This is a genomic window from Corynebacterium sp. HMSC034A01 (assembly GCF_001838175.1).
Taxonomy (GTDB): Bacteria; Actinomycetota; Actinomycetes; order Mycobacteriales; family Mycobacteriaceae; genus Corynebacterium.
In genome coordinates this window covers 66360-91907 of the sequence record NZ_KV835969.1, presented here as the reverse complement: position 1 = coordinate 91907, position 25548 = coordinate 66360, and the positions used below count along the sequence as shown (strand labels likewise).

Genomic DNA, 25548 nt, shown 5'->3' with positions numbered 1-25548 from the left:
CTTTACGACGTAAACGCCGGACGCACCCGGAGAAACTCAACGACGGCACCCGGTCCGGCGTCGACGGCGAGACGCGCAGCCTTGGCCACCTCGTCGGCCGCCATCTTGGGCTGGTCGTTGCTGCCGGCGAGCATGTCGGTGTCGGTGCGGCCCGGGTGCAGGGAGGTCACGCGCACCTTGCCGGCCTCCTCCTGCGCCAGCGCTTCAGTAAACCCACGCAGCGCGAACTTGGACGCGCAGTAGGCCGAGTTTTCGGCGATGCCGTGGAATCCGGCGCCGGAGTTGATGGTGATGATCAGGCCGGAGGAGCGTCGCAAAGCGGGAAGCAACGCGCGGGTGAGCGTGACTGGGGCGAAGAGGTTGACCTCCATCATCTCGCGCCACTTGTCGTCGGTGAGCTCTTCGAGCGGGCCGCCGTCCATCACGCCGGCGGCGAGCACGAGCACGTCCAGCTCCTCAATCTTGGAGGCAGCCTCCAAGATCGCGTCGGTGTCGGTCAGGTCCGCCTCGAACGGCTCGGCGCTGGGCAGCGCGGAAACGATGCCGGATGCGTCCTTCGACGCGCCGGCGTAAATGTGGTGGTCCTTGCCCAGGTCCTCGGCGATGGCGCGGCCGATGCCGCGGGATGCTCCAGTAATCAGTGCCTTCTTCATAGGCACCCACCGTAGCGAAATTAGGCCTTGATGCCCTTGAGCTTGCGGCCTAGTTCGCGGGTGATCTCGCGGTCCTCGGTGCGACGCTTGATGTCGCGACGCTTGTCGTAGTCCTGCTTACCCTGGGCAAGGCCCAGCTCGACCTTCGCGCGGCCGTCCTTGAGGTAGAGCGACAGCGGGATCAGGGTGCGGTTGCCGTCGCGGACCTTGCCTTCCAGCGAGTCGATCTCGCGGCGGTGCAGCAGCAGCTTGCGGGTGCGGCGCGGCGGGTGGTTGGTCCAGTGGCCGCGGGAGTACTCCGGGATGTGCATGTTGCGCAGCCAGACCTCGCCGTTGTCGATGGTGGCGAACGCCTCCACCAGCGAGACCTTGCCTTCGCGCAAGGCCTTGATCTCGGTGCCCTGCAGCACCAGCCCGCACTCCCAGGTGTCCAAGATGGTGTAGTCATGGCGAGCCTTCCGGTTGGTGGCAAGCACACCGGTGTTGGAAAGCTTCTGCTTCTTGTTCTTCTTGGACATAAGAGCGCCAAGTGTACTACTTGCGCACGTAAGAGCGAAGCGCCACCTGCGCGGCCAGCCCGCCGAGCACCATGGCGACGATGCCGACCAGCGGCATGACCGCCCACACGGTGCTGTCCGGCACGCGCGCGATAAGCTGGTTGGCGTAGAGGTCGCCCAGCAGCGGGTCCACGATGAGCTGCTTGCCAGCCCACACGCCGACGGTGGCCAGCACCGCGCCGATCAGCACGGACAGCACCGCCTCCAGCACGAACGGCGCCTGGGTGAACCAGCGCGAGGCACCCACCATGCGCATAATGCCGATCTGCTCGCGGCGGTTGTACGCCGCCAGCTGCACCATGTTGGAGATCAAGAACACCGCGGCCAGCGCCTGGGCTGCCGCCACCGCGAACGCGACGTTACGGAACGTGTTCAGTGTCCCGGCGGCGGAGCGCACCGTGTCCGCCTGGTCGGAGATGACCTCCACCTGGTCCATGTAGCGGATTGTGTCCAGCGGCGAGGTGTCGGTCGGGTCCGCCAGGCGCACGTGCAGCGCGGCCGGCAAGGCGTCCGGGGCGGTCTCGCGCACCAGCTCCGGCTCGGAATCCTGGAAAAGTTCCTTGAAGCGCTCGTAGGACTGCTCGCGGGAGCGGAAGGTCACCTGCTCCACGCGGTCGTCCGCCTGCAGGGTGTCGCGCACCTGCTTGCAGCGGTCCGAGGAACAGTCCTGGTCGTTCGCGGAGATGTCCTCGTCCAGCTCCACCATCACCTCGACGCGGTCCAGGTACAGGTCCTTCGTCTGCGTGGTGGCCTTGGAAATCAGCACGCCGGTGCCCACCAACACCAGCGACAGTGCGGTGGTGATGATCAGCGCGATGGTCATGGTGAGGTTGCGGCCCAGGCCCTTGACACCCTCACGGAAAATAAACTCCCAGTTCACGGCTACCTCCTCACGTCCCCGTACACGCCGTTTTCCTCGTCGCGCACGATCTTGCCCAGCTGCAGCTCCACCACGCGTTTGCGCATCTCGTCCACCGCTCGCGCGTTGTGCGTGGACATGATCACTGTGGTGCCCATGCGGTTAATGCGGGCGAGCAGCGCCATAATTTCGTCGGCGGTGCCGGGGTCGAGGTTGCCCGTTGGTTCGTCGCAAAGCATGAGCTTTGGCTTATCGACGAAAGCTCTCGCAATAGCCACGCGCTGCTGCTCACCACCGGACAGTTCCTGTGGCATGCGGTTCGCCTTGGCGCCGAGGCCGACCAGCTCGAGGGCGTCGGGGACGAGCTTGGCGATGCGGTTTTTCGGCTTGCCGATGACCTCGAGCGCGAACGCGACGTTGTCGTAGACGCTTAGGTTCTGCAGCAGGCGGAAGTCCTGGAACACGTAGCCGATGGATTGGCGCAGCTTGTTCACCTGCTTGCCGTTTAGGGCGTTGACGTGGAAGTCGTTGAAGAAGATGTCGCCCGAGGAGACGTTTTCCTCGCGGATGAGAAGCTGCAGGAAGGTCGACTTGCCGGAGCCGGACGCGCCGATGAGGAACACGAACTCGCCGTCGGGGATGTCGAGCGTGACGTCGTCGAGCGCGGGGCGCGTCGACGTCGGGTACGCCTTGGTCACATGGTCGAATCGGATCACGCGACACACCTTACCTGTTACTGGTGTGGCTGTAGTGGTTGTCGGCGAACGCGCGCCCAAGACACATCGCGGCGGAATCTGTCAGTCGGATCCTATCGCCCCAGGTCGATGTAAGAGGCTGCCGTAATCTGTCAGGAACCCACGCCGAACCACCCCAGGAAGCCCCACATCCGTCACCGCATCCCGGACCGATGCCTCCTAAGCCTCCTGCTGCTGCGCCATGCGCCAGCGGATGCCGGCCTCCAAGAACCCGTCGATGTCGCCGTCGAGGACCTTCTGCGGGTCGCCGACTTCAAAGTCTGTGCGCAGGTCCTTGACCATCTGGTATGGGTGCAGGACATAGGAGCGCATCTGGTTGCCCCAGCTGGCGTTGCCGCCGGCGCCAAGGGCATCCATCTCGGCCTTTTCCTCCTGGCGCTTCTTCTCCAGCAGCTTGGACTGGAGCACGTTCAGCGCCGAGGCCTTGTTCTGGATCTGGGACTTCTCGTTCTGGCAGGTCACCACGATGCCGGTGGGGATGTGGGTGATGCGCACGGCCGAGTCGGTGGTGTTCACCGATTGCCCGCCGGGGCCGGAGGAGCGGTAGACGTCCACCCGGATGTCTGAGTCCGGGATGTCGATGTGGTCGGTCTGCTCCACCACGGGCAGCACCTCCACCTCGGCGAACGAGGTCTGGCGGCGCGCCTGGTTGTCAAAGGGCGAGATGCGCACGAGCCGGTGCGCGCCCTGCTCCACCGACAGCTGGCCGTAGAGGTACTCGCCGTGCACGACGAAGGTGGCGGACTTGATGCCGGCCTCTTCCGCGTAGGAGATGTCGTAGATGTCCACCTTGTGGCCGGCCTTTTCGGCCCAGCGGGTGTACATGCGCATGAGCATCTCCGCCCAGTCGGCGGCGTCCACGCCGCCGGCGCCGGAGCGAATGTGCACCACGGCTTCGCGGGCGTCGTACTCGCCGGAGAGCATGGTCTGCACCTCCAGAGAGTCGATCTGCGCGGCCACGTCTTCCAGTTCCTCGTCGGCCATGGAGGCGTCGCCTTCTTCTTCGGCGAGTTCGTACATCACCGGCAGGTCGTCGATACGCGAGCGCAGTGACGTGACCTTCTTTAGTCGCGCCTGCACATTCGACAGCTCGGTGGTGACCTTTTGCGCGTGCGCGGGGTCGTCCCAAAGCGACGGGTCCCCGGCTTGGGCCTCCAGCTCGCGGGCGCGCTCGCGCAGGACGTCCAGGTCCATCACCTTCTCAATGGTGGAAAGTGTGGAGCTTAAGTCCTTGATCCGCGTCTGAGTTTCCGGCTGCATAGGGGCAAAGTCTAGCGAACCGCCTGACGCGGCCACCAAGACGGGATACAGTGGCCTGCGACCCCACACGGGCGCCCGGGGCACCGGGCTGAGATCGCGCTGACGCCCGCGCGAGCACCGTTCGAACCTGTCTGGTTAGCACCAGCGAAGGAAGGAGAAGGTCGTGGCTCACGACATCTATGCCCATGAAATCCACCCGAAGCACTCCTACGCCCCGATTGTGAAAGACGGGCTGGAGGTTCCGGAGACCGCGATCCAGCTGGATGACTCCCCCACCGGGCCGAACGAGCCGTTCAAGATCTACCGCACCCGCGGCCCGCACACGGAGCCGGAGGTGGGCCTGCCGAGCCTGCGAGGCGAGTGGATCGCGGCGCGCGGCGACGTGGAGGAGTACGCAGGCCGCGAGCGCAATTTGCTTGACGACGGCCGCGCAGCCGTCAAACGCGGCGCCGCCAGCGAAGAGTGGCGCGGCGAGACCCGCACGCCGCTGCGCGCAAAAGACGGCAAGCGCGTGACCCAGATGGCATATGCCCGCCGCGGCGAGATCACCCGCGAGATGGAGTTCGTCGCACTGCGCGAGCACTGCGACGTGGAGAAGGTGCGCGAAGAGGTTGCCGCGGGCCGCGCCATCATCCCGAACAACGTCAACCACCCGGAAAGCGAGCCGATGATCATCGGCAACGCGTTTTTGACCAAGATCAACGCCAACATCGGCAACTCCGCGGTGACATCTTCCATCCGCGAGGAGGTGGACAAGCTGCGCTGGGCCACCCGCTGGGGCGCGGACACCGTGATGGACTTATCCACCGGCGACGACATCCACGCCACCCGCGAGTGGATCCTGCGCAACTCCCCCGTCCCGATCGGCACGGTGCCGATCTACCAGGCGCTGGAGAAGGTGGGCGGCATCGCGGAGGACCTGACCTGGGAAATCTTCCGCGACACCGTGATCGAGCAGTGCGAGCAGGGCGTGGACTACATGACCGTGCACGCCGGCGTGCGCCTGCCGTACGTACCGCTGACCTCCAAACGCGTCACCGGCATCGTCTCCCGCGGCGGCTCGATCATGGCCGGATGGTGCCTCGCCCACCACAAGGAGTCCTTCCTATACGAGAACTTCGACGAGCTGTGCGAGATCTTCTCCCAGTACGACGTCGCATTCTCGCTTGGCGACGGGCTCCGCCCCGGCTCCGTGGCCGACGCCAACGACGCCGCGCAGTTCGCGGAACTGAAAACCATCGGCGAGCTTTGCAAGCGCGCCTGGGACTACGACGTCCAGGTCATGATCGAAGGCCCCGGCCACGTGCCGCTGAACATGATCCAGGTAAACAACGAGAAGGAAGAACAGTGGTGCGGCGGGGCACCGTTTTACACGCTCGGCCCCCTGGTCACCGACATCGCGCCGGGCTACGACCACATCACGTCTGCCATCGGCGCGGCCAACATCGCGGCCGGCGGCACGGCGATGCTGTGCTACGTCACCCCGAAGGAGCACCTGGGGCTTCCCAACCGCGACGACGTGAAAACCGGCGTGATCACCTACAAGGTCGCCGCCCACGCCGCTGACGTGGCCAAGGGCCACCCGGGCGCGCGCGACTGGGACGACGCGATGAGTAAGGCCCGCTTCGAGTTCCGCTGGCACGACCAGTTCGCGCTCTCTCTCGACCCGGAGACGGCGCAGTCTTACCACGACGAGACGCTGCCGGCGGAGCCCGCGAAGACGGCGCACTTCTGCTCCATGTGCGGCCCCAAGTTCTGCTCCATGCGCATTTCGCAGGACATCCGCGACGAGTTCGGCGACCAGATCGCGGACCTGGGCATGCCGTCCTTCGACTTCGACGTGGAAGCTGCTTCCTCCGACGCGCGCGAGGGCGAGCAGGAGATGGCGCGCGAGTTCCGCGACTTGGGCTCGAACGTGTACCTCAAGGAGGGCGAGGACGCTCCGGCTGCGCAATAATGGCCGCGTGACCGATACGCAGAAGTTTATTTCCGACCACCGCAACGATTCCGATGCCGAGCTCGCCGCCGCGCTCGTGCAGCATGCCGGCCAGCTGGCGCTACGCATGCGCGGCCGCGGCCTGGACGCGGAGGTGAAAACCTCCGTCTCGGATGTGGTCACAGAGGCGGACCGCGCGGCCGAGGAGTTCGTGGCGGAGGTGCTCGAGGCGCTGCGCGGCGACGACGGCGTGATCGGCGAGGAAGGCGCTTCCCGCGCGTCTTCCACCGGCCGCACGTGGGTGATCGACCCGGTCGACGGCACCTACAACTTCTCCCAGGGATCGGATTACTTCTGCTCGGCGCTCGCGCTTACCGACGACACTTCCGCCCACTCCCCCGCCATCGGCGCCGTGCACCGCCCCGCCACGGACACCACGTGGATCGCGGCGGACGGCGTGGCCACACGCGACGGGGTGGAGCTTGGGGGGCTGGCGGAGTCGTCGCTAGGCGAAAGCGCTGTGGTGACCTACCTGCACCCGACGTTTATGGCCGACGACGATGTTCGCGAGGCGTGGCTGCGCGTGGTCTCAGGCGCGGCGACAATGCGCATGATGGGCGCGGGTTCTGTGGACCTGTCTAATCTCGCGTCCGGGCAGATGGGCGCGTGGCTGCAGCACACCGTGCCGGATTGGGATTGGCTGCCGGGCAAGGCGCTGGTCGAGGCCGTCGGCGGGCGCTGCGTCAAGGTCGACGCCGGTGGGGTGACCTGGTGCGTCGCCGGAAATCCGCAGATCGTGGGCGAGATCGCCGAGCGCCTGCGGGGGTAGCGGGGCTAGCCTTCCCTACGGCAAGCGGAACCCGCCCGGGATGTCGCCGAGCACGGCGTCCATGCGCAGCGCACCCGTCGGCGCGTGCAGCGGGCCCTGCAGCGGGGTGCGGCAGGCCACGTTGAACGGCGGGCCCCAGATACCGCCGTTGATCATGCCGATCACGCGGTCGCCCACCATCAGCGGCGCGCCCGAGTCGCCCTGCATGGCGCAGACCTGGTTGGTGTTGCGCGCCTCCCAGTCGGAGTAGGTGTAGCCGCAAGTGGTGCCGGAGGCCACGCCGGTCTTGCACACCACACCGCCGGGCTTGACCGGCGCGCCGCCCAGGTGGTTGACGGTCACGCCGTTGTAGGAGCGGGTGACCTCGGTGTTGTCTGCGAGCGTGATCACCGCGTAGTCCAGCTCACGGTTGACGTGGGTGATCGTGCCGGTGCGGCCGAGCTGCCAGGAATCCGCGGAGCGCACCGCGTCGCCCACGTTGCCGCAGTGGCCGGCGGTGACGGCGATCTTCTCGCCGCGGTCGTTGAAACCTGCGGCGGTGGTGGTACACATCACTTCCTTGCCGGGCTCGGACCCGACGTAGAGCGGGGTGCTCGGGCCGTAGAGGGCGCGGCCGCGACGCATCGCTTCGTCGGATTCGGCCGGAGTGCGCGGGGCATCGAAGAAGGAGCCGGGGACGCGGTGCAGGACCTTGTCCGCCATGGGCTTTCCCGCCAGAGCTTTGGATACTGGGTCGGTGCGCCAGACGTAGTTGACCAGGTCGCCTACCGGCGCCTCCGCGTTTTGCGCGTGCGCCGCAGGGCTGCCCACAACCGCCGAGGTGACGAGCAAAAACGCGGCGGTAAGCAGGCGGGCGGCGGACGAGCGGCGCATAGCAACCCCAATCACATTGGCAACATGAGTATCAACAGAGATATTCAATCACATCTTTTTCGCCCGCGGTAAGCATTGCGCGCAGTTAGAGTGAACGCATGACGCAATCCCCGAAACTAACTGGACACCTCGCAAAATTTGAACCCGCCATCGACGCCACCCGCGAGAAGCGCGAAGAGCTCTACAAGTGGTTTCACCAGCACCCGGAGCTGGCGATGCAGGAAGTGGAGACATCCAAGCGGATTGCGGATGAGCTCGCCGCCATCGGCTTCGACGTCACGCCGGTGGGTGCAACCGGCCAGGTCGGCGTGCTGGAAAACGGCGACGGCCCGACACTGTGCTTCCGCGCGGACTTCGACGCGCTGCCGATTGCCGAGGCCACGGGCCTGGACTACTCTGCGGACCCGTCGATAGGCCGCATGCACGCCTGCGGGCACGACATGCACACCGCCGCACTCTTGGGCGCGGCGGAGGTGCTGGCGCAGCACCGCGATGCGTGGTCCGGGACCTTCATCGCGCTGTTCCAGCCCGGCGAAGAAACTGGCGCCGGAGCTCGAGACATGAAGGACAGCGGCCTGGCCGACAAGATCCAGACACCCGACGTGGTGCTGGGCCAGCACGTGGGCACCATGATGGACGGCTACGGCGTGGGTGCTCTGTCTGGCCCGGTGCTGGCCACGTGCGTGCAGACGAAAATCACGATCTACGGCTCCGGCTCCCACGGTTCCATGCCCCACACCGGCATTGATCCGGTAGTGATTGCGGCCAAGATCATCCTGAGCCTGCAGACCATCATCTCCCGCGACGTGGACCCCCAGGAGATGGCGGTGCTCACCGTCGGTGCGGTGCACGGCGGCGACTCTCCGAACACGATTCCGGATTCGGTGGAGCTGAAGGTCTCCACCCGCACCTACACCGAAGCGATGTCCCAAAAGATCAACGCGGACATCGAGCGCATCGTGCGCGGCGAGTGCGAGATCGCCGGCTGCGAGCGCGAGCCGGCATTCGAGATCGTCGGTTCCGCACCGGAGTTCTGGAATGACGAGGACACCACCGAAACGGTCATGGCGGCGTTTACGGAGCAGTTCGGCGACCAGGCGCGCGACTTCGGGCGCCTGTCCGGCTCGGAGGACTTCCCCACCATCGCCAACGCGTGGGGTGTGCCGTATTTCTACTGGGTCGTGGGCAGCAACGCCGACCCGGACGCCCCCTACAACCACTCCCCCAAGTTCGCGCCCGACCTCGACCCTGTGCTGGACCTGTCCACCCGCGCGATCATCGCCGGCATCTCGCCGTGGCTGATGCGCGGCTGAGGCGGTACCTTGAGCGCATGCACGAAGCCGTCAACGCCGAACAGCACGAACCCCAGCAGCAACGCACCCGTCTGATCGTCCCAGATCTGGCGCGCGGCACCGCCCTTCTGGGCATCGCGATGGCGAACGCCGCCCAGGCCTGGGTGATCAACGACTGGTCGGAGGACCAGTCCCGCGTCGGCTGGTCCGTCGGCGGCGTGCGCCCGGACAGCATGATCGACCAAATCAGCGCCGTGTTCGCCGCGATGTTCATCCACGTGCGTGGCCTGCCGATGTTCTCCACGCTGCTGGGCTTCGGCTTCGGCCTGGTGGCGGCCAGCCTGTACCGCAAGCACTACCCCGCCAAGCAGGCCAGGCGCGTGCTGTACCGCCGCTACGGCGCGCTCGCGCTGTTCGGCGTGGCGCACATGTTCCTGCTGTTCTACGGCGACATCATGTTCAACTACGGGCTGGTGGGCATACTGCTCGCCGCGATGCTCACGCTGAGTTCAAAAACGCTGCGCATCATCGCCTACACCATCCTCGGCCTGTTCACAGCCTTCGGCGTCGCCGGCGGCATCGCTTCGTTCTACTTCGACGCGTCCGGCGGCTTCAACCAGACCGACCCCACCGTCACCTTCGACACCTTCGGGGAGTATTTCTCGTCCAACCTGGACATGGCGCTTGGGCTGCTGGTCGCGCAGCCGTTCTCTGCGGTGCAACTGTTGTCGCTCGCCATCATCGGCTACGTGTGGGCGCGGGAGCAAGTGCTTATCGACGTCCACGCGCACCGCCGCACCCTCATCACCTGGAGCATCATCACCGGACTGGTCGTCCTCTGTGTCGGCCTGCCCTGGGGTCTCGCGGCCGCGGGTGTGCTTCCGGACGAGTGGGAGCTGCCGCTGTTCGTGCTCAACCAGGCGCTGGGCTACCTCACCGGCCCGGGCATCCTGGCGCTGCTCGCGCTGGCCACCGACGAGCTGAACAACCAGGTTCCCGGCTGGGCCCGGGCGTTCGTGGCGCTGGGCAAGCGCTCGATGTCGGGGTATCTCGCGCAGTCGTTCCTCTTCATCGCGATCTGCACCCCGGCGTTTTTGGGCATCGGCCTGGACGCCTCGGTCACCGGCAAGCTCATCATCGGCTTCGTGGTGTGGTTGATTACCCTGCTGCTAGCGGTTGCGCTGGACCGGGCGGGCAAGCAGGGCCCGTTCGAGTGGGCGCACCGCCACCTCTCCTACGGAAAGACGGGAAGGATTGAGCCGAAATATGATCAGCCTCAAATCACTGCGTGAGATGACGCCGCTCGAGGTTCACCAGCTGTACAAGCTGCGTGTGGACGTCTTCGTGGCAGAGCAGCACTGCCCCTTCAACGAGATCGACGACCAGGACGCAAGCCCTGACACCCGCCACATCCTCGCCTTCGACGGTGAGACGTTGGCCGGCTGCGCCCGGGTCTTCCCCACCGCGGACGGCTCCCGCTTCGGCCGGTTTGTGGTCCACCCCGACCACCGCGGATCCGGCCTCGGCCCGGAGATCGTGCGCACCGGCATCGCGTACACCGAGCGCTTCCCCGGCGACCTCATCGTGGAGGCGCAGTCCGGCCTGGTCGGCTACTACGAGCAGTTCGGGCTCTTCGCCGAGGGCGAGGAGTTCCTGGACACCGGCATCCCGCACAGGAAAATGCGGCTGGCCCGCTAGCGCTGCTACGTGTCGGACCTGCGGTCGTCGACAAGCGTGTCGTTCTCGCCGCTGCGATCCAACCTGAAGCCCTCGGGGAACTTCCAGGAGTCGTCCTCCGCGTCGTACTCGAGCTCGGGGCGCTCGACCTCGTTTCCCTCCGAGTCGTAGCCCGGCGCCGGCTTGTTTTCGCCCTCCTCGAGCTTTTCCGCGGTGTCGGTCTTCTCCCAGGTGCGGGAGCGGGTCTTGCGCGCCGCGGCGGAGTCGTCGTTCATCGCCTTCATCAGCGAGTACATCATGACGAAGTACATGAAGAAGAACGGCAGCGCGATGATGATCACCACTTGCTGCAGGGCTTCGATGCCGGAGTCATTGATAAACAGCAGCGCGCCGGTGACCAAGCCGACGGCCACGACCCAGCCCACGCGGTAGAAGGTGGGCGACTTGTTCTCCTCGCCGGAGGCGAACATGTCCATCACCAGGGCAGCGGAGTCCATCGAGGTGACAAAGTAGAACACGATCACCACCAACGCCACGGTGCCGGTGACGGCGTACAGCGGGTAATCCGCGAGCAGGGTGAACAGCGCCTGCGGGGTGTCTCCCTCCTCCACCACCGGGGTGGTGAGCACGCCCGGGTCCTGCTCCTCCATGTCAATGGCCGCGCGGCCGAAGATGGAAAACCAGATCAGGTCGAAGGTCGTGGGCAGAAGCAGGGTGCCGCCGATGAACTCGCGCACCGTGCGGCCGCGGGAGATGCGGGCGAAGAACATGCCCACAAACGGCGACCAGCAGATCGTCCACGCCCAGTAGAAGGCGGTCCAGGTGGCGTGCCAGCCCGGGTTGTCGTTGTAGGAGTCCACCCAGAACATCAGCTCCGGCAGCGACTGGGCGTAGATGCCGAAGGACTCGGTGATCTGGCCGAGCAGCTTCAGCGTGGGGCCGGTGAACAGCACGAAGATCATCAGCAGGATCGTGCCGGCGATATTCAGGTTGGACAGGATCTTCACACCCTTGTCCAGGCCCGTGGCCACGGAAATTGACGCGGCGAGGGTGATCGCGCAGATGATGCCGATTTGTACGGGGGTGACCAGCGGGACGTCCCAAAGAATGTTCATGCCCGCAGAAATCTGCAGCACACCCAGGCCCACGGACACGGCGAGGCCGAAGACGGTGCCGATGATGCCCAGCGCATCGAGCAACTTGCCCGGGGTGTCGTACACCTTGCCGCCGAGCAGCGGCGAGAACATCGACGACATACGCGCGGGCATTTTTCGCTTATAGACGAAGTACCCCACGGCCAGACCCGGCAACGTGAAGATGACCCACATGTGGATGCCGAAGTGGTAGTAGGTGAACTGGAACGCCTGGATAATCGCGTCGCGGCTCATGGAGTCGTAGCCGCCGCGCGGCGGGTTGTAGGCGTGGTTCAGCGGCTCGGCCGCACCCCAGAACATCAGCGTCGCGCCCATGCCTGCGGCGAAGAGCATCGCGAACCAGACGGGGTAGGAATACTCCGGCTCGTCGTCGTCATCGCCCAAGCGCAGGTTGCCGTAGCGGGAGATGAACACCACGATCAGGAAGATCAGCGTGGCAGAGACGCCGCCGACGTAGAGCCACGTGAAGTGGTCCATAAGCCAGCCGGAGATGTCCGCGTAGGTTTCGCGGGCCCGGTCGCCGAACGCCAGCGTGGCGGCGACGAACACCAGGATGAAACCCAGCGCGGAGAAGAAAATAAGGGGGTCAGTTTGCAAACGGCGTGTGCGCGCCATGCGTGGTCCTATCTAGATTTTTGGTGGTGTTAGCGTCCGGGCTTGATCAGCGTGCCGGCAAGAGACGACGTGACGGCGGAGCCCACCAGCACGCCGACGGTGTAGAGGATGCCGGTCACCCCCAGCATCTGCAGCAGCCAACCGAAAAACAGCGCGCCAATAACGGCACCCGCGATTGCGACGACCCAACGTCCCATAGTGAAAACCTTCCTGAGCTTTAATTTGCGGTGTGTTCGAACCACGGTACCGATTTGCTAGGCTCAGCCTCTGCAACGCGGGCTTGAGAGGGACGACAACCGTGGCTGATAACGAGCAAAAACTCCTCGAACGATTCATGTGGCTTTCCATCGCCGCAGCGGTGCTGACCATTGTGTTGAAGGCCACCGCCGCCTGGGTGACGGGCTCGGTGGGCTTTCTTTCAGACGCCATCGAATCCGGCATCAACCTCATCGCCGCCGCGGTGGGCCTGTGGGCGCTGAAGCTGTCGGCCAAGCCCGCGGACGCGAACCACCACTTCGGCCACGCCCGCGCCGAATACTTCTCCGCGCAGGTGGAAGGCTCACTGATTCTCTTGGCCTCTGTGGCCATCATGGTCACCGCCGTGGACAGGCTGATCCACCCCGTGCCGGTGGAGCAGCTCGGCATCGGCCTGGCCTTTTCCGTCGTGGCCACCGCCATCAACGGCGCCGTTGGCGTGGTGCTGATCCGCGCGGGCAAGAAGTACCGCTCCACCACCCTCGACGCCGACGGGCACCACTTGCTCACCGACGTCTGGACCACCGTCGGCGTCATCGTCGGCATGGCCTTGGTGTGGCTGACCGGCTGGCAGCCACTCGACCCAATCGTCGCTTTAGTGGTGGGCGCGAACATCATGTTCACCGGCTACAAGCTGCTCAAGGGCGCGATCCTGGGCCTGCTTTCCGAGTCGCTGCCGAAGGAAGAAAACCAGATCGTCCACGCCTACCTGGACGAGTACGGCGCCGCTAACGGCGTGAAGTTCACCTCGGTACGCACCACCGCCGCCGGCCGCGAGCGCATGGTCAACCTGGTCATGCAGGTCCCCGGCGACTGGACCGTCGCGCACGCCCACGACCACGCCGACGAGGTCGAGGTCGGCGTGGCCGAAGCCCTCGGCGGCGCGGAAACCATCGTGCACGTGGAGCCGCTGGGCCATCCCACCCGCACCGGCCCGATGTCGGTGTAGTTTCGCGCTGTTAGTCTCGCGGGCATGTTTGCAGCATTGCTCATCGCCGAGGTCGCGTTTTGGGGGTGCCTCTTTCTCGGCCTGCTCATGCGCTACACCTTCCACCAACCGCGGCTCGGCTTGTGGCTGCTCGCGGCGACACCGGCAATCGACTTGCTACTACTCATCTACGCAGCCTACGACTTGCACAACACGGGCCAAGCCGACTTCTTCCACGGCTTTGCCGCGTTCTACGTGGTGTTTTCCGTCGTGTTTGGGCGGGATCTCATCGCCACGATGGACCGGAAGTTCTCCGGGGCCAACACCAAGCCGGAGACAACAGCCAGCTTGGGCAAGTGCGTGCTCGCCAGTGTCATCACTGCGCTTGTCCTGGTCGGGCTCATCGTGGTCACCGGCATGGCCGGAAGTTTCTGGCTGCTGTATTGGCTCATCGCTGTGGCGTTCACGCCGTTGATGTGGTGGGGCATCGACCGCTGGATCGCACATCGCACGTCGAAGTAGCAACCCCGAGCTGATGTGCTAGTAAGCACCTCAGGGCAACTAGCAAATCAAGTGTCCAACTTTTCGTTTGCCCAGGTGATACTGGAACCCGATTTCAGCAACAGCGTCATCTGCTAGTTCTGTTTTTGGGCAACTAGCAGATCCGCAGCCCGCCCCAGCCCGAAAACGCATAGGCTGTCCCCATGGCTGATTCGATCAAGGATCCCGAGCTCTACGAGGCCCTGCTGCGCGAGGGCAACTCCAAGTCCAAGGCGGCTGCCATCGCGAATGCGGCGGCGCGCGACGGCCGCTCGGCTGTCGGCGAGCGCGGCGGCGAGTCCGGCTCCTACGAGGACTGGACCAAAGACGAGCTGTATGAACGCGCCCAGGAGCTCGACATCGAAGGCCGCTCCGAGATGACCAAAGACGAGCTCATCGAGGCGCTGCGTGACTAAGCCGCTTGACCTGCGCTGTTACTTCGTCACTGGCCAGGGTCCGGACGTGGTGGAGCGCGCCCGCCAGGCCGCAGCCGGCGGCGCGGGTGTGATCCAGGTGCGCTCGAAGCCGATCTCCGCGCGCGAGCTCTACTCGCTCTCCCGCGCCGTCGCCGAGGCGGTCCACTCCGTCAACCCCCAGACACATGTACTTATCGACGACCGCGCCGACGTCGCCGCCGCCCTCCGCCACGAAGGCATCGCCGGCGTCCACGTCGGCCAGGACGACCTGGACGTACGTGTGGTCCGCGAGCTGCTCGGGCCGGACGCGATCATCGGCCTGACCACCGGCACGTTAGAGCTGGTCAAAGCCGCCAACGAGCACAAGGACGTGATTGATTACATCGGCTGCGGGCCGTTCCGCGCCACCCCGACGAAGGATTCCGGACGCGCTCCGATCGGGCTGGACGGCTACCCGGAGCTGGTGGCCGCCTCCGAGCTGCCGCTGGTGGCCATCGGCGACGTCACCGCAGACGACGCCTACGACCTGGCGCGGCAAGGCGTGGACGGGCTGGCCATCGTGCGCGGCATCATGCACGCCGACGACGCGAAGGCGTACTGCGAGCGCGTCATCGCCGAGTTCGACCGCGGCGCGCAGGACTGCGCACGCGCCACGAGCTAGCCACACGCACAAACCCAGAGGAAGCACCCCGGAGTAAGGCCGAAATTTGGGCAAACTCCTGCTTTGTTCCTCAGGGTCTGTGCACACGGGCGCCGCGGAGGTCTGGCTGAGCCACAACGAAACTCGACGCCGCAAGACCGCGAACGCGCTACCCTGTCAAGCGTGAACATCTCGGTCGTCGGCGCAGGAATTATCGGTTTGACCACGGCTCTTACGCTCGCGGACCGCGGCCACCAGGTCACAGTCCACGACCCAAAGCCCGCCTCCGGCGCCTCCCACCACGCGGGCGGGATGCTCGCCCCGACTGCGGAGGTGGTGTACAAACAGGATCCGCTCTTCCCGCTGATGCGAGCGTCTGCCGAGTGGTACCCCAACCTCATCAACCTCACCGCCAAGTACTCGGACCTGCCCACGGGCTACCGCACGGACGGCACGCTCGTGGTCGCGCGGGACAAGGCGGACAAGACCCACCTCGCAGAGCTCACCGAGTACCAGTCCCGCCACGGCATGGCGGTGGACAAGCTCACCACCCGCGAAGCCCGCAAGCTCGAGCCGGCGCTTTCCCCCGCCATCAACGGCGCGGTGCGCATCGACGGCGACCACCAGGTGCAGCCCCGCCTGTTCACGCGCGCGCTTCTCGACGCCTGCCGCCGAGCCAACGTCACCTTCGAAACCGACCGCATCGACAGCCTCGACCAACTCGACAAGGCCGACCAGGTGGTCGTCGCCAACGGCCTCGGCGCCCAACACCTCGTCGAGGGCCTGGAACTGCGCCCGGTGTACGGCGACGTGCTGCACGTGCGCGTGCCCAAGCACCAGTACCCGCTGCTCACACGCGTGGTCCGCGGTTTCGTGGAGGACCGCCCCGTCTACCTCATCCCGCGCGAGGACGGCACGCTGACCATCGGCGCGACCACCCGCGAGGACGGCCGCGACCAGCCGCAGATCCAGGGCATCCACCAGCTGTTGCGCGACGCCATCGAGCTCGTCCCGGCGCTGGAGGAGTGCGACTTCGTCGAGGCCACCGCGGGCGCGCGCCCCGGCACGCCGGACGACCTGCCCTACCTCGGCCGCGTCGACGAGCGCACGGTCGTGTCCACCGGGTACTTCCGACACGGGATTCTGCTTGCGGGGTTGGGGGCGCGGTGCGGGGCGGAGCTCGTCGATAGGCATGAGCCCTCAATAGACTTGACCGCGTGCGACCCGAGGAGGCATTCATGAACATCACGCTCAACGGAGAAGCGGCCACCACCGCCGCCGCGACGGTGGAGGAACTCGTGGCGGAGGTCGGCGCACCCGCCGACGGCACCGCAGTGGCCATCGACGGCGAAGTCGTGCCGCGATCGCAGTGGACACAAAAGCTTATCGACGGCTGCTCCGCCGACATCCTCACCGCAGTGCAAGGAGGCTAAACGTGCTGGAGATCGCCGGAAAGCAGTTCGGCTCGCACCTGATCATGGGCACGGGCGGGGCGAGCTCGTTTGACATGCTGGAGCAGGCCTTGAGGGCCTCCGGCACGGAGCTGACCACGGTGGCGATGCGCCGCCACAGCGCGAAAACCGGCGGCGGGGAGAGCGTGTTTGACCTGCTGAAACGCCTGGACATCGCGCCGCTGCCGAACACGGCCGGTTGCCGCACCGCGCGCGACGCGGTGATTACCGCGAAGCTGGCGCGCGAGGCGCTGGGCACCGACTGGGTAAAACTGGAGGTCATCGCGGACGACCGCACGCTGCTGCCCGATGTGGTGGAGACCGTGGACGCCTGCGAGATGCTCATCGACGAAGGCTTTACCGTGCTCGCCTACACCTCCGACGACCCGGTGGCCGCCAAGCGCTTGGAGGACCTTGGGGCTGCGGCGGTGATGCCGCTGGGCTCGCCGATTGGCACAGGCCTTGGCATCTTGAACCCGCACAACATCGAGCTGATCTGCTCGCGCGCGGAGGTGCCAGTGCTTATCGACGCCGGCGTGGGCACCGCCTCCGACGCGTCGCTGGCCATGGAGCTGGGCTGCTCCGGTGTGCTGTTAGCCAGCGCGGTGAACCGCTGCCAGGACCCGGTGGCGATGGCGCAGGCCATGCGTCACGCGGTGGAAGCTGGTCGCCTGGCGCGCGCCGCCGGGCGGATTCCGAAGCGCGAGCACGCCGTGGCGTCCTCCACCTTCGACGGCCTGGCCAGCTGGGCCGACGAGGTGCTGTAGGTGCTACCCGAGCAAGAACTCAAGCGCACCGCGCGCCAGATGAACCTGCCCGGCTTCGGACCGGAGCAACAACAGCGCCTCCACAACGCGCACGTGCTGGTCATCGGCGCAGGTGGGTTGGGCTGCCCGATCATGCAGACGCTGGCGGCCACCGGCGTCGGTCACATTACGGTGTGGGACGACGACACGGTGGATCTGACCAACATCCACCGCCAGATCCTCTTCGGCGCGGACGACGTGGGACGCAGGAAGGTCGACGTGGCCGCCGAAAAGTTGCGCGCGCTGCAGCCGGACATCGAAGTGACCACCTTCTTCGACCGCCTCACGCCCGACAACTTCATCGAGGCGCTCGAGGGCGTAGACCTGCTCATCGACGGCTCCGACACGTTTGCCACCAAATTCCTCGCCGCCGACGCCGCCGAGATCACCGGCACGCCGCTGCTATGGGGGTCGGTGCTGCGCTACCGCGGCGACATCGCGCTGTGGCACTCCGGCCCCGGCGCGCCCGCGGACGGGGTGGGCCTGCGCGACCTCTACCCCACCCAGCCCGACGCGGATTCTGTGCCGGACTGCGCCACCGCCGGCGTGCTCGGCGTGACCACGTCCGCGGTCGGCTCGCTGATGTCCACCGAGGCGGTGAAGTTCCTCGCCGGCATCGGCGAAGTGCAGATCGGCCGTCTGCACATGTACGACGCGCTGTCCGCCACCATCCGTCGCTTTACCGTCAGCCGCGACCCGGCGCGCGAGCTCGCCACCACTCTGGGCACCTACGCCGAGGCGTGCGCGACAAGCACCGAAGGACAAGAGCTTTTCGACGCCCTCACGGCCCACCACCTCCCCTCCCTCGACGTCCGCGAACCGCACGAGAAGGCGATCGCGGATCTGCCCGTGCCGGGGATAAACCTCCCGTTCAGCGAGGTGGAACGCGACCCGGAGGCGGTGTCGAGGGCGCTTGCGCAATTCTCCCCCGGCGACGAGGTGGTGGTGTATTGCGCTGGTGGTGTGCGCTCAGATCGGTTTGTCAGCGAGTACGGGGCGCTTGCCGAAACATTGGGGATGTCTTTGCGATCTCTGCCCGGAGGCGTGCAGCGCTGGACATAAACTGCAATACTACTGTCATGCAGATCACAAAGACCGCCCCCATTGTTACCGCCGCCACCCTCATCGCCGCCGCTGCCACGCTCACACCGGCCGCATCCGCCAATACCGCCACCTACTCCAACACCTCGGGCGACGTCCGCTGCGAGATCTACCAGGTCCAGGGCACCACGAAGACCATCTGCGTGTCCGACACCGCTCGCCAGACGCAGCCGGAGTGCAATCCGCCGGGGCAGCTCATCCCGGCTGTGAGCATCGGCCCCGGCTCCACCGAAACCCACTGCTGGAACCAGGGCTTTACCGGCGTGCCGCAGAAGCTGAACCCGCTGCAGGTCAAGCAGTTCGGCTCCGCGTACATCGCCCCGGATTTCTCCGGCAACCTGTATGTGCTGGACGTCGCGCACCGCGCAGTTGTGCGCGCTGGCGCCACCAACCAGGTGCTGTTCAAGCTCTAAGCCATAAAGCCGAACGCCCGTTCGACGCAGAAGCTTCGCACGTCGAGCGGGTTTTTATAATGTCCGCTTGTTCCACCACAACCGCATAAAAGGAGGCGCCCTTGGGCGAGATATTGAGAGCCGCCGTCCGCTGCACGCAGCCGCCATCGCTCTCCCCCCGAGAACTGCATATGTTGGCCGACATCGCACGATTCGCCGACGATCACACTGGGCCTGTTCTGGACACCGCCGGCACCGTGCGCCAGGCGCGCAGGGGCTACGTGCAACGCCTGGGAGACCCGAAGGACAAACTTGGCCTGAAGGCGAACTTGCTGGAGTCCCGTCTGTTCGTCTTCACCGCCACCGGCTGGCTCGCACCGGTGGAGGGCCCGGAGCACGACGGCGCGTACCAGCTCAACGTGGCGAGGCTGCAGAGGCTTCTCGACGCCACGGAGGCCGCCATGGCCACCGGCCAGCCAGACGCGCACGCAATCGCGGAAGCCGACCGGGAGCTTCCCGGCGACTTCGACGGGCAGGCCCCGGACCTGGCGGAGCAGGTGGACCGGCTGCTGGTCCGCAACCCGGCCACGTAGCCCCGCTTCCCGGCGGGAGCGCTAAGCCGCGCTCCCCTCCTGGCGGCGGATGCGACCCCGGCGCGCAAACCACGCGGCCACGAAAGAGAGCACGAGCGCGACGAGGACACCGAGGTTCGCGTCCGCCCAGTGCTCGCCGACTAGCGGCAGGAGGTAGCCCTGCCAGTTGTTCCAGGCCGCTTCCTCGGCAAACATGTTCGCCACCAGGCCCCACCCGATCACGGAGGCTACAACCAGGATGCCGATGGAGGTCCAGTCGATGGCGCCGTAGCGGCCTTTGGCGCGATAGAGCGAAGGCTCATCGTAGTCCTGCGTGCGGGAGTAGATGTCCGCGATGAGGATGCCCGCCCAGCTGGCCAGGGGCACGCCGAGGGTGATCAGGAAGGACTGGAACGGCCCGAGGAAGCTTTCGGCGAAGAAGACCACCCAGATGGTGCCGAGGGTAAGAATAACGCCGTCGATGGCGGCGGCAGCGGGGCGCGGGATGTTGATGCCCAGGGTCAGCAGCGTCAGGCCCGAGGAGTAGATGCCCAGCACCGCGCCGGAGACCAGCGCGAGCACCGCGGTGATCAAAAACGGCACGAGCACCCAGGTGGGCAGCACGACGGCGAGCGCGCCGATCGGGTCGTCCGCGATCGCCTCCGCCAGCGCCTCGTCGGACGCGGCGAGCAGCAGCCCGAACACCACCAGGATGGCGGGCGCGATGGCGCCGCCGAAGGTGTTCCAGAAGATGATGGCGGAATCCGGGGTGTCGCGGCGCTGGTAGCGCGACCAGTCCGCCGCGATGTTGATCCAGCCCAGGCCGAAGCCCGTCATCACCATCACCAGCGCGCCCACCACGCTGCCCATAGAGCCGGCGGGGATGGCCTGGACCGCGGCCCAGTCGATGCGCGGGATGGTCAGCGCCATGTACAGCACGGTCACCGCGCCGGTGATCCAGGTCAGCACCGACTGCAGCTTCATAATCGTGTGGTAGCCAAGCACTGATGCCGCCACGATCAGCCCGGCCACGATCACGGTCGCGGTGACCTTGGTGGCGGTGCCGGGGTTACCGCCGAGCTCGCGGATCACCGTGGTGGTGGCCAGCACCGCCATGATGGAAAGGAACGTCTCCCAGCCGATGGATGTCAGCCACGAGACGATGCCCGGCACCTTCTGCCCTTCCACGCCGAACGCGGCGCGCGAGAGCACCATCGTCGGCGCGGACCCGCGCTTGCCGGCCACGGCGATGAGCCCGCAGAGGAAGAACGAGAAGGTCACCCCGAGTGCGGTGACCAGCGCGCCCTGCCAGAATGACAGCCCGAACCAGAGCACGAACGAGCCGTAGGAGATACCGAAGACTGAGATGTTGGCGGCGAACCACGGCCAGAACAGGTCAGAGGGTTTCGCGGTGCGCTCGGATTCGGGAACGATGTCGATGCCCAGGGTTTCTACTACTGGCGCACTATTCGCTGTGGGTATGCTGTGTGACATACATGGACTATACGTGGCGGCCAAGCCCGCATAATGGTCTTATGAAATTTCTTGCGCTTTCCACCAGCGTCCACCGCTACACCGACTCCGGCATCCACACCGGCATGTGGCTCGGCGAGTACACGCACTTCTACGACGTGCTCACCGAAGCCGGCCACGAGGTCACCCTCGCCAGCGTCGACGGCGGCGCCGTATCCATCGACCCGGTGAGCCTGAAAACCCCGGTGATCCAGCTCGGCGGCACGAACAAACGCTACGAGGACCCCGAGTTCATGGACCAGCTCGACGACACCCCCGCGATCGCGGATGTGAACCTCGACGATTACGACGGCATCTACCTCATCGGCGGCCACGGCACCATGTTCGACTTCGCCAATGACGAGGTGAAAAAGGCCGTCGCCCACTTCGCCGACGCAGACAAGGTCGTCGCCGCCGTCTGCCACGGCCCGTGCGGTCTGCTCGACGTCACTCTCGCCAACGGCGCCAAGCTTCTCGACGGCCGCCACGTCACCGGCTACTCCTGGACCGAAGAAAAACTTGCCCGCCGCACCGAGGAAGTCCCCTTCAGCCTGGAGGAGAAACTACGCAACCAAGCCGGCGAGTACACCACCGCCAAGATCCCGATGACCAAGCACGTCGTGGTTGACGGCAAGCTCATCACCGGGCAAAACCCGACATCGGCGGCGGGTGTCGGCGAGGCGGTGCTGGAGGTGCTGGGGTAGTTCCGCTATTCGGCAGCTGCATTTTCATTTTTCTCCCCAAAACCCACCTAGAGATGCACAGCACAGTATAGATTGGTCTGTGACCGGAATTACACACTCAGAGCATCTAAGTAAGACGGGGAGAACGATGATTAACGATGGCTTAGTTATGCTGGGCGTGATCATGCTGCTAGCGGCTGTGATCATTGTCCTAGAGCGAACCACCGGGTGGAAATTCTTCAAGTACGTCCCCGGCATGGTGTTGATGTACCTCACGTGCGCTCTGATGAATTCTGTTGGAGTTTTCGGGAGCGCTGACGAAGTCACTGCTCCCCTGAGCGAGGTCAAGAAGGTCGCACTCCCTGCAATGATCTTCCTTTTCCTTTTTGGCTGCGACTTGCGGAAGATCGTCAAGCTCGGGCCCAAGCTTCTACTGACAATGGCGGTAGCTAGCGCATCCCTATTCGTTGCCGTTTGCGCAGTGTATTGGATTTTCCAATCTTCCCTAGGTGAGGGATCCTGGAAGGTCTTCGGCGCCATGCTTGCTTCGTGGACCGGCGGAAGCGCGAATATGGTGGCAGTGCAGGACATCCTCCAGGGCCCCGAAACACTTTTCGGTTACGCTCTCATCACGGATACGCTGGTTTACTCCGTCTGGCTCCTGGCAATGTTCTCTTCTGTGGCCTTCTCTGACCGGTTTAACCAATTCACGAAGGCCGGCGACACTTACCTCACCACCGACACGGGCGATATCCACACTGAGAAAAAGCCCATCTCCCTCGAATCGCTTGCGATCGTGTCTTTTGGAGCGATCGCCGTATCCTGCTTCTCCATTTGGCTCGGAGGACTATTGCCCCAAATCGGCGATGTCATCAACTCCTCTGCTTGGACGATCATTATCGTTTCGATCCTCGGTCTCGTTGTAGCCCAAACAAAATGGGGCAACCTCGCAGGCGCAGAAGAAATTGCAACCCTGATGCTTTTCCTGGTCATCGGCCAAATTGCATCCGGATCTGACTTCTCCGCTATCGCCCAGGCGCCGATTTACATCATTTCTGGTCTACTTGTGCTAGTGATCCACGCCCTGCTGATGGTGGTGTACGCGAAACTAACCCGCACCGAGCTCTTCTCGCTAGCGGTTGCTTCGACTGCAAATATCGGCGGAGTCGCATCCGCTCCTGTTGTCGCTGCTGCTTACAACAAGGCGTTGGCACCTATCGGCGTGTTGTACGGGCTCATCGGCGCACTCCTAGGCACTTGGATCGGCCTCGCCGGTGCTCAAGTAATGGCAGGGTTGTAAGCATGGAGAATCTTCTTTGGCAAGCATGGCAAAGGCCAGTCAAGGTCACCGCGGTCAAAGCGCACGGCCATAGGTCTCCGTTAAAGCGTCCATTCATCACAGCCGCACGACGGACTGACGGTGTTGATTACGTGGTTGTGGATGTCGAAATTGACACAGCTACAGGACAATTCACGGGACAAGGCTCCGCTGCCGAGACAGTGAAGGTCACCGGCGAAAGTGCCCAGACAATCCTGACCATAATCAATGACACAGTGCGCGATCGTTTGACCGGAGCACACGGAACCTTGGAAGAGCTCTACGCTCTAGTACGAGAGTGCACGCCGAAAGCAACCAGTGCTCGAGCAGCGGTAGATGTCGCGCTACACGATGCGGTTTCGCGGTCGCTCGAGCTGCCTCTAGGTTTACTTCTCTCCGGCTATCCCGGCGCTTCTTTCGCTCCAGAGACACTGGAGGCTCGAATTCAAAACGACATGACGGTTAGCCTTGATGCCCCAACCGCGATGGCAGAAAAAGCGAGTGAAGCGGCGGCCGATGGTTACTCAATTCTGAAGATTAAGCTCGGATCTGATCCCGAGGAAGACCGGACGAGGCTGGCCGCAGTCATGGAGGCAGCCCCCAACGCCACGTTGCGGCTCGACGCGAATCAAGGCTGGTCCCCCGCAGAGGCAATCCAGCTGATCGACAAGTTCACCAACGATAACCTGCCCATCGATCTCATCGAGCAACCTGTTCCACGCGATGACCTCGATGGTTTGGCGTACGTAACACAGAATTCCCCGATTCCAATCATGGCTGACGAAGCTCTGTGGAGTCCCAAGGATGCCGACCGAATTATTGAGCTTAACGCGGCAAACCTTTTGAATATCAAACTGGCGAAGACTGGGGGGCTTCAACCGGCGCTGCAAATCGCCGAAAAGGCGCGAACAGCAGGAATGGAGTGCATGGTCGGAGCCATGATGGAACCGCGGATCTCGATCACAGCAGGCGCGCACCTGGCAGCAGTGCATCCGGCCGTAACAATGATCGATCTAGATCCTCCAGCGTGGTTTGCCAATGACGTGCCGGAAGGCGGTTATATGGAGAACAACGGGTTTATCGCGCTAACGCCCGGGCCAGGTTTGGCTCTAAAACGGTTAGAGCCCGAGACCGATCCACTTTAGTGGTTCACCACGTACTGCGCTGAAAGAAGAGCGTGGGAAAGCGCCCTGATTGTCTCCGAGGCGTTGTCCGCTGTCATGCCCTCCGACATGATTGCCAAAGAGCAGGGCGGCGTCCCAACGAATGCCACATCGTGCTGGATTTTTTCAATCTCGCCCGATTTTGACCCTGCGTCAACGCCGTCTTTCAGAACGGAAAGGATCAATCGCTTCTCCTGCGCACGCAGTGTTTCCACCGCGAATTGGGTTGACTCCACGCTAAGCAACTTGCCCGAAACCAACTTGTGCATTGTTTTTGCAAGGTCGAAGGCACTCGTCTCGTTGGCGCGACCTTTGCGGACAGCCATAGCATCCCCGATGAGGCGCTCAACCTTTGTTCGATTGACCTCAACCTTGTCACAAACTTTCTCAACGGCAGCCTTGTAGTCGCCAAGAAGTGACAAACACATGTTGGTGGCTTCGTTACTCGATCTTACGATCATGGCTGTCAGCACTTCTTCCAAAGAGATTTGCGAACCAGCACCAGGGAACTGCGGATCCACGTGATCGCCCCTCAGGTCAAACGGTTTTCCATCGCTTCCTTTGAATGTTCGCGTCGAACTCAACGGATCTTGCAGATCGAGCTCTCCCCTATCGATGGCATGTAACACTGCGATCATCACGTGAAGCTTTATGGTGCTCGCTGCGTAAAAAGTCCTGTGCGCCAAACGCGAATTTGATAACCGCCCCTGCTCATCCAATAGCGCATACGCAATGGTTGGTTCCGCATCGACGACCGGGCGTGTCTCAAAATCATGTCGCTCACTCATGTGCCCGAGTTTAAAGACGCTGGCACCATTCCACAGTAGCGATAAGTGAACCCTACGGCTCGTTCGCTATCCATCGTCTTCGATGTGCGCCCTACTGACACGCCAGCGCAATCGGTTGCTTACCTTCAATCGAGCACGCACGCCCCTCTCTAATAGTGTTCTACCGCGTACATCACCACGCCCTGGTACAAGTCACCATCAACCGGGAGAGAGTGCGCCACAAACTCCGAACGCACTACTTCAAAGACGTTGGACGATCCACGGGCAGCAAGTGCGTGATCGAGCGAGCGTGCAAAACGATCTTCAACCGGGGAGCTACCTGCATGCATCAGCATCACATCAAGTAAATCCTGGATTCGACGTTCAACCGGGGACGCATCAGACGTCTCCTCCGTGTCGCCTGCAAGAGCATTGTCCGGTAGCACAATCCCGCGCGCTTTATCTTCCATTGCAGCGGTGCTGTTGCAAACTTCAGGCGGAGAGCCGTGACGACCCAGTCTTCATCCTCTGATGCTGGCTGCGG

29 protein-coding genes and 1 riboswitch are annotated in these 25548 nt (G+C 64.3%); of the genes, 18 read left to right on the top strand and 11 right to left on the bottom strand.

Annotated elements, in window-relative coordinates:
* Positions 1 to 2: 2 nt before the first annotated feature.
* From HMPREF2791_RS06970 to prfB, 5 genes are all read right to left on the bottom strand, one after another.
* Entirely contained in the window at positions 3 to 653 is a 651-nt protein-coding gene (locus HMPREF2791_RS06970) for an SDR family oxidoreductase (protein WP_070473278.1), read from the bottom strand.
* 20 nt (positions 654 to 673) lie between these two features.
* Complete coding sequence (smpB, locus tag HMPREF2791_RS06965) at positions 674 to 1171, bottom strand: SsrA-binding protein SmpB (protein ID WP_070473276.1); 498 nt, start codon at positions 1169 to 1171, stop codon at positions 674 to 676.
* 16 nt (positions 1172 to 1187) lie between these two features.
* Positions 1188 to 2090, bottom strand: coding sequence for a permease-like cell division protein FtsX (gene ftsX / locus HMPREF2791_RS06960; RefSeq protein ID WP_141741285.1), 903 nt, complete (start codon positions 2088 to 2090; stop codon positions 1188 to 1190).
* Between the two features lie 2 nt (positions 2091 to 2092).
* Complete coding sequence (gene ftsE / locus HMPREF2791_RS06955; protein ID WP_070473275.1) at positions 2093 to 2785, bottom strand: cell division ATP-binding protein FtsE; 693 nt, start codon at positions 2783 to 2785, stop codon at positions 2093 to 2095.
* A gap of 198 nt (positions 2786 to 2983) precedes the next feature.
* Positions 2984 to 4084, bottom strand: coding sequence for a peptide chain release factor 2 (prfB, locus tag HMPREF2791_RS06950; RefSeq protein WP_070844850.1), 1101 nt, complete (start codon positions 4082 to 4084; stop codon positions 2984 to 2986).
* A 57-nt stretch (positions 4085 to 4141) separates the two neighbouring features.
* Positions 4142 to 4254, top strand: a riboswitch (TPP riboswitch).
* On the opposite strand from prfB, the gene thiC reads away from it, so the two are divergent.
* Entirely contained in the window at positions 4248 to 6041 is a 1794-nt protein-coding gene (thiC, locus tag HMPREF2791_RS06945; RefSeq protein WP_070844865.1) for a phosphomethylpyrimidine synthase ThiC, read from the top strand. It overlaps the preceding riboswitch by 7 nt.
* 7 nt (positions 6042 to 6048) lie before the next feature.
* A complete protein-coding gene (locus tag HMPREF2791_RS06940; protein WP_246825479.1) occupies positions 6049 to 6849 on the top strand; it encodes an inositol monophosphatase family protein in 801 nt (266 codons plus the stop codon).
* A 15-nt stretch (positions 6850 to 6864) separates the two neighbouring features.
* On the opposite strand, the gene HMPREF2791_RS06935 is transcribed toward HMPREF2791_RS06940, so the two are convergent.
* On the bottom strand, positions 6865 to 7722 hold the full coding sequence (locus HMPREF2791_RS06935; RefSeq protein ID WP_070844848.1) for a chymotrypsin family serine protease: 858 nt from the start codon (positions 7720 to 7722) through the stop codon (positions 6865 to 6867).
* A 98-nt stretch (positions 7723 to 7820) separates the two neighbouring features.
* On the opposite strand from HMPREF2791_RS06935, the gene HMPREF2791_RS06930 reads away from it, so the two are divergent.
* Genes HMPREF2791_RS06930 through HMPREF2791_RS06920 form a run of 3 tightly spaced genes read left to right on the top strand, consistent with a single transcriptional unit; the run spans position 7821 to position 10712 of the window.
* Entirely contained in the window at positions 7821 to 9035 is a 1215-nt protein-coding gene (locus HMPREF2791_RS06930) for an amidohydrolase (RefSeq protein ID WP_070844847.1), read from the top strand.
* A 17-nt stretch (positions 9036 to 9052) separates the two neighbouring features.
* Positions 9053 to 10306, top strand: coding sequence for a DUF418 domain-containing protein (locus HMPREF2791_RS06925; RefSeq protein ID WP_070844846.1), 1254 nt, complete (start codon positions 9053 to 9055; stop codon positions 10304 to 10306).
* Positions 10281 to 10712 (top strand): GNAT family N-acetyltransferase, encoded by a 432-nt coding sequence (locus tag HMPREF2791_RS06920; RefSeq protein ID WP_070844845.1) that lies wholly within the window; start codon positions 10281 to 10283, stop codon positions 10710 to 10712. The genes HMPREF2791_RS06925 and HMPREF2791_RS06920 overlap by 26 nt, the downstream gene beginning before the upstream one ends.
* A gap of 5 nt (positions 10713 to 10717) precedes the next feature.
* Here HMPREF2791_RS06920 and HMPREF2791_RS06915 read toward each other — a convergent pair whose 3' ends face one another.
* Together HMPREF2791_RS06915 and HMPREF2791_RS06910 are read right to left on the bottom strand one after the other, a co-directional pair.
* Positions 10718 to 12460, bottom strand: coding sequence for a BCCT family transporter (locus tag HMPREF2791_RS06915; protein WP_083327925.1), 1743 nt, complete (start codon positions 12458 to 12460; stop codon positions 10718 to 10720).
* 29 nt (positions 12461 to 12489) lie between these two features.
* On the bottom strand, positions 12490 to 12657 hold the full coding sequence (locus HMPREF2791_RS06910) for a glycerol dehydrogenase (RefSeq protein ID WP_070473261.1): 168 nt from the start codon (positions 12655 to 12657) through the stop codon (positions 12490 to 12492).
* 137 nt (positions 12658 to 12794) lie between these two features.
* Here HMPREF2791_RS06910 and HMPREF2791_RS06905 point away from each other — a divergent pair, with 137 nt between their 5' ends.
* The 10 genes from HMPREF2791_RS06905 (at position 12795) to HMPREF2791_RS06860 (ending at position 19582) form a co-directional block, all read left to right on the top strand.
* Positions 12795 to 13664: a cation diffusion facilitator family transporter gene (locus tag HMPREF2791_RS06905; protein WP_070473258.1), complete on the top strand. Its 870-nt coding sequence runs from the start codon at positions 12795 to 12797 to the stop codon at positions 13662 to 13664.
* A gap of 24 nt (positions 13665 to 13688) precedes the next feature.
* Positions 13689 to 14165, top strand: a complete 477-nt coding sequence (locus tag HMPREF2791_RS06900) for a hypothetical protein (protein WP_070473255.1) — start codon at positions 13689 to 13691, stop codon at positions 14163 to 14165.
* Between the two features lie 182 nt (positions 14166 to 14347).
* On the top strand, positions 14348 to 14599 hold the full coding sequence (locus HMPREF2791_RS06895; protein ID WP_070473252.1) for a DUF7218 family protein: 252 nt from the start codon (positions 14348 to 14350) through the stop codon (positions 14597 to 14599).
* Positions 14592 to 15260 carry a thiamine phosphate synthase gene (locus HMPREF2791_RS06890; RefSeq protein WP_070844844.1) on the top strand — a complete coding sequence of 223 codons (669 nt, stop codon included), beginning with the start codon at positions 14592 to 14594 and terminating at the stop codon, positions 15258 to 15260. The genes HMPREF2791_RS06895 and HMPREF2791_RS06890 overlap by 8 nt, the downstream gene beginning before the upstream one ends.
* A gap of 153 nt (positions 15261 to 15413) precedes the next feature.
* Positions 15414 to 16481: a glycine oxidase ThiO gene (gene thiO / locus HMPREF2791_RS06885; protein WP_070844864.1), complete on the top strand. Its 1068-nt coding sequence runs from the start codon at positions 15414 to 15416 to the stop codon at positions 16479 to 16481.
* On the top strand, positions 16478 to 16672 hold the full coding sequence (gene thiS, locus HMPREF2791_RS06880) for a sulfur carrier protein ThiS (protein ID WP_070844843.1): 195 nt from the start codon (positions 16478 to 16480) through the stop codon (positions 16670 to 16672). The genes thiO and thiS overlap by 4 nt, the downstream gene beginning before the upstream one ends.
* Before the next feature lie 2 nt (positions 16673 to 16674).
* Positions 16675 to 17457 (top strand): thiazole synthase, encoded by a 783-nt coding sequence (locus HMPREF2791_RS06875; RefSeq protein WP_070844842.1) that lies wholly within the window; start codon positions 16675 to 16677, stop codon positions 17455 to 17457.
* Positions 17458 to 18558: a ThiF family adenylyltransferase gene (locus tag HMPREF2791_RS06870; protein WP_070844841.1), complete on the top strand. Its 1101-nt coding sequence runs from the start codon at positions 17458 to 17460 to the stop codon at positions 18556 to 18558.
* A 17-nt stretch (positions 18559 to 18575) separates the two neighbouring features.
* Positions 18576 to 19010, top strand: a complete 435-nt coding sequence (locus HMPREF2791_RS06865) for a hypothetical protein (protein WP_070844840.1) — start codon at positions 18576 to 18578, stop codon at positions 19008 to 19010.
* Between the two features lie 170 nt (positions 19011 to 19180).
* Positions 19181 to 19582, top strand: a complete 402-nt coding sequence (locus HMPREF2791_RS06860) for a hypothetical protein (RefSeq protein ID WP_070844839.1) — start codon at positions 19181 to 19183, stop codon at positions 19580 to 19582.
* Between the two features lie 21 nt (positions 19583 to 19603).
* Here the strand turns inward: HMPREF2791_RS06860 and HMPREF2791_RS06855 are convergent, their stop codons facing one another.
* Positions 19604 to 21055 (bottom strand): purine-cytosine permease family protein, encoded by a 1452-nt coding sequence (locus HMPREF2791_RS06855; RefSeq protein ID WP_070844838.1) that lies wholly within the window; start codon positions 21053 to 21055, stop codon positions 19604 to 19606.
* 41 nt (positions 21056 to 21096) lie between these two features.
* Here HMPREF2791_RS06855 and HMPREF2791_RS06850 point away from each other — a divergent pair, with 41 nt between their 5' ends.
* The 3 genes from HMPREF2791_RS06850 to HMPREF2791_RS06840 all read left to right on the top strand — a co-directional run bounded on the left by HMPREF2791_RS06850 (position 21097) and on the right by HMPREF2791_RS06840 (position 24219).
* On the top strand, positions 21097 to 21777 hold the full coding sequence (locus HMPREF2791_RS06850; protein ID WP_083327924.1) for a type 1 glutamine amidotransferase domain-containing protein: 681 nt from the start codon (positions 21097 to 21099) through the stop codon (positions 21775 to 21777).
* Positions 21778 to 21904: 127 nt separating this feature from the next.
* On the top strand, positions 21905 to 23056 hold the full coding sequence (locus tag HMPREF2791_RS06845) for a DUF819 family protein (RefSeq protein ID WP_070844836.1): 1152 nt from the start codon (positions 21905 to 21907) through the stop codon (positions 23054 to 23056).
* Between the two features lie 2 nt (positions 23057 to 23058).
* Positions 23059 to 24219 (top strand): dipeptide epimerase, encoded by a 1161-nt coding sequence (locus HMPREF2791_RS06840; protein WP_070844835.1) that lies wholly within the window; start codon positions 23059 to 23061, stop codon positions 24217 to 24219.
* Here HMPREF2791_RS06840 and HMPREF2791_RS06835 read toward each other — a convergent pair.
* Both HMPREF2791_RS06835 and HMPREF2791_RS11865 read right to left on the bottom strand, forming a co-directional pair.
* Complete coding sequence (locus HMPREF2791_RS06835; RefSeq protein ID WP_070844834.1) at positions 24216 to 25025, bottom strand: serine hydrolase; 810 nt, start codon at positions 25023 to 25025, stop codon at positions 24216 to 24218. The genes HMPREF2791_RS06840 and HMPREF2791_RS06835 overlap by 4 nt on opposite strands.
* A gap of 149 nt (positions 25026 to 25174) precedes the next feature.
* On the bottom strand, positions 25175 to 25474 hold the full coding sequence (locus HMPREF2791_RS11865; RefSeq protein ID WP_141764942.1) for a hypothetical protein: 300 nt from the start codon (positions 25472 to 25474) through the stop codon (positions 25175 to 25177).
* Positions 25475 to 25548: the final 74 nt, after the last annotated feature.

Bases quoted from the DNA above. Each gene is read 5' to 3' on its own strand.
- HMPREF2791_RS06895 (WP_070473252.1), top strand. From the start codon at position 14,348: ATGGCTGATTCGATCAAGGATCCCGAGCTCTACGAGGCCCTGCTGCGC.
- thiS (WP_070844843.1), top strand. From the start codon at position 16,478: ATGAACATCACGCTCAACGGAGAAGCGGCCACCACCGCCGCCGCGACG.
- HMPREF2791_RS06905 (WP_070473258.1), top strand. From the start codon at position 12,795: ATGTGGCTTTCCATCGCCGCAGCGGTGCTGACCATTGTGTTGAAGGCC.
- HMPREF2791_RS06900 (WP_070473255.1), top strand. From the start codon at position 13,689: ATGTTTGCAGCATTGCTCATCGCCGAGGTCGCGTTTTGGGGGTGCCTC.
- HMPREF2791_RS06910 (WP_070473261.1), bottom strand. From the start codon at position 12,657: ATGGGACGTTGGGTCGTCGCAATCGCGGGTGCCGTTATTGGCGCGCTG.
- HMPREF2791_RS06935 (WP_070844848.1), bottom strand. From the start codon at position 7,722: ATGCGCCGCTCGTCCGCCGCCCGCCTGCTTACCGCCGCGTTTTTGCTC.
- HMPREF2791_RS06860 (WP_070844839.1), top strand. From the start codon at position 19,181: ATGTTGGCCGACATCGCACGATTCGCCGACGATCACACTGGGCCTGTT.
- HMPREF2791_RS06835 (WP_070844834.1), bottom strand. From the start codon at position 25,025: ATGAGTGAGCGACATGATTTTGAGACACGCCCGGTCGTCGATGCGGAA.
- HMPREF2791_RS06845 (WP_070844836.1), top strand. From the start codon at position 21,905: ATGATTAACGATGGCTTAGTTATGCTGGGCGTGATCATGCTGCTAGCG.
- HMPREF2791_RS06850 (WP_083327924.1), top strand. From the start codon at position 21,097: ATGAAATTTCTTGCGCTTTCCACCAGCGTCCACCGCTACACCGACTCC.
- prfB (WP_070844850.1), bottom strand. From the start codon at position 4,084: ATGCAGCCGGAAACTCAGACGCGGATCAAGGACTTAAGCTCCACACTT.
- HMPREF2791_RS11865 (WP_141764942.1), bottom strand. From the start codon at position 25,474: ATGGAAGATAAAGCGCGCGGGATTGTGCTACCGGACAATGCTCTTGCA.
- HMPREF2791_RS06915 (WP_083327925.1), bottom strand. From the start codon at position 12,460: ATGGCGCGCACACGCCGTTTGCAAACTGACCCCCTTATTTTCTTCTCC.
- HMPREF2791_RS06930 (WP_070844847.1), top strand. From the start codon at position 7,821: ATGACGCAATCCCCGAAACTAACTGGACACCTCGCAAAATTTGAACCC.
- HMPREF2791_RS06855 (WP_070844838.1), bottom strand. From the start codon at position 21,055: ATGTCACACAGCATACCCACAGCGAATAGTGCGCCAGTAGTAGAAACC.
- HMPREF2791_RS06865 (WP_070844840.1), top strand. From the start codon at position 18,576: ATGCAGATCACAAAGACCGCCCCCATTGTTACCGCCGCCACCCTCATC.
- smpB (WP_070473276.1), bottom strand. From the start codon at position 1,171: ATGTCCAAGAAGAACAAGAAGCAGAAGCTTTCCAACACCGGTGTGCTT.
- HMPREF2791_RS06970 (WP_070473278.1), bottom strand. From the start codon at position 653: ATGAAGAAGGCACTGATTACTGGAGCATCCCGCGGCATCGGCCGCGCC.
- HMPREF2791_RS06920 (WP_070844845.1), top strand. From the start codon at position 10,281: ATGATCAGCCTCAAATCACTGCGTGAGATGACGCCGCTCGAGGTTCAC.
- HMPREF2791_RS06925 (WP_070844846.1), top strand. From the start codon at position 9,053: ATGCACGAAGCCGTCAACGCCGAACAGCACGAACCCCAGCAGCAACGC.
- HMPREF2791_RS06840 (WP_070844835.1), top strand. From the start codon at position 23,059: ATGGAGAATCTTCTTTGGCAAGCATGGCAAAGGCCAGTCAAGGTCACC.